Source organism: Streptococcus parasanguinis (assembly GCF_016648855.1).
GTDB lineage: Bacteria > Bacillota > Bacilli > Lactobacillales > Streptococcaceae > Streptococcus > Streptococcus parasanguinis_L.
In genome coordinates, this window is record NZ_JACLQU010000005.1 from 115,601 (window position 1) to 117,241 (window position 1,641).

The window sequence follows — 1,641 nt, forward strand, 5'->3', positions numbered from 1 at the left end:
GTAGTCTTTACCTACTGGTTGGTCTAACTCATCTGTTACTGATTGTTTAATTGTGTTACCTTCAGTATCTTTGTAGTGTACGTATACGCTACCCTTAGGTTGAGTTGGCTCTTCTTTCACTTCTTTGTAGACGTAAGTGATGATTGAACGTGGTTTATCAACTTTACCTTTAATTGGATCAGATGATTCCAAGTGTCCATCGCCATCAACTTTACCTACTGGGTAGTCACCTTTCGGCACGATCTTGTAAGTCTTACCGTCTGGAGTCTTGATAGTGTTAGGTTTTTCACCTTCCTCAGTTGTGTTATATGGTGTGTCATATGGTGAGTTTGGTGTGTCTTGACGAGGTTTTTGAATTTCTTTACCATTTTCGTCTACGTAAGTGATGATGACGTCACCTTCTTTAGGTTTCGTTGGATCTTCTTTAACCTCTTTATAAACATAAGTAATCTTAGAAACTGGTTTTTCTACTTTACCTTTGATTGGATCAGAAGTTTCAAGATGTCCTTCACTATCAACTTTACCTACCGGATAATCACCAGCCGGTACACGTTCGTATTTCTTACCTTCAAACTCAATGTACTTAGGTTGTTCATCGTTCTCAGTAGTGTCATAAGGCGTGTTGTAGTCTGACTTAGGAGTATCTTGACGTTGGACTTTAATTTCCTTACCATCATTCTCACGGATATAAGTAATAATAACTTCACCTTGAGGTTTTTCACTTTCAGAATTTGATGAAGAGTTAGATGCTGATTGTGATACAGATGTAGAAAGTGATGTTGAAGCTGATGTGCTCAATGATGCTGATTGACTAGCTGATACAGAAGCTGACTCAGATGCTGATGTGCTCAATGATGCTGATTGACTTGCAGATACGCTTGCTGATTCAGATGCTGATGTGCTCAATGATGCTGATTGGCTCGCTGATACAGAAGCTGATGCTGAAGCCGATGTGCTCAATGATGCTGATTGGCTCGCAGATACTGATGCTGACTCAGACGCTGATGCGCTTAATGACGCTGATACTGATTCAGATGCAGATGCTGATTCAGATGCTGATACTGATGCTGATGTGCTCAATGATGCTGATTGGCTTGCTGAAGTAGATGCTGATGCTGAAGCCGATGTGCTCAATGATGCTGATTGGCTCGCAGATACTGATGCTGATTCAGACGCCGATGTGCTCAATGATGCTGATTGGCTCGCAGATACTGATGCTGATTCAGACGCTGATGTGCTCAATGATGCTGATTGGCTTGCTGATACTGATGCTGACTCAGAAGCTGATGCGCTCAATGATGCTGACGCTGACTCAGATGCTGAAACAGATTCAGACGTTGATGTTGATGCTGATTCTGATGCTGACTCAGACGCTGATGTTGATTCAGAAACTGATTGGCTTGTTGAAGCTGATTGTGATTCTGAAATAGATTGCGATGCAGATTCAGATGCAGAAGCTGATTCGCTCAATGATGCTGATTGGCTCGCAGATACTGATGCTGATGCTGACGCTGATGTGCTCAATGATGCTGATTGGCTCGCAGATACTGATGCTGATTCAGATGCCGATGTGCTCAATGATGCTGATTGACTTGCTGATACAGAAGCTGATGCTGAAGCCGATGTGCTCAATGATGCTGA

At 42.5% G+C, this 1,641-nt stretch carries 2 protein-coding genes; one reads left to right on the forward strand and one right to left on the reverse strand.

Annotated features, from left to right (window positions below; translation table 11 throughout):
- A partial coding sequence (locus H7T92_RS10420; protein ID WP_311638113.1) for a MucBP domain-containing protein occupies positions 1 to 960 on the reverse strand: 960 nt, incomplete at its 3' end.
- Between H7T92_RS10420 and H7T92_RS10535 the strand changes: the two genes are divergently transcribed.
- Positions 899 to 1,591 (forward strand): hypothetical protein, encoded by a 693-nt coding sequence (locus H7T92_RS10535; RefSeq protein ID WP_201037233.1) that lies wholly within the window; start codon positions 899 to 901, stop codon positions 1,589 to 1,591. The genes H7T92_RS10420 and H7T92_RS10535 overlap by 62 nt on opposite strands.
- Positions 1,592 to 1,641 lie beyond the last annotated feature (50 nt).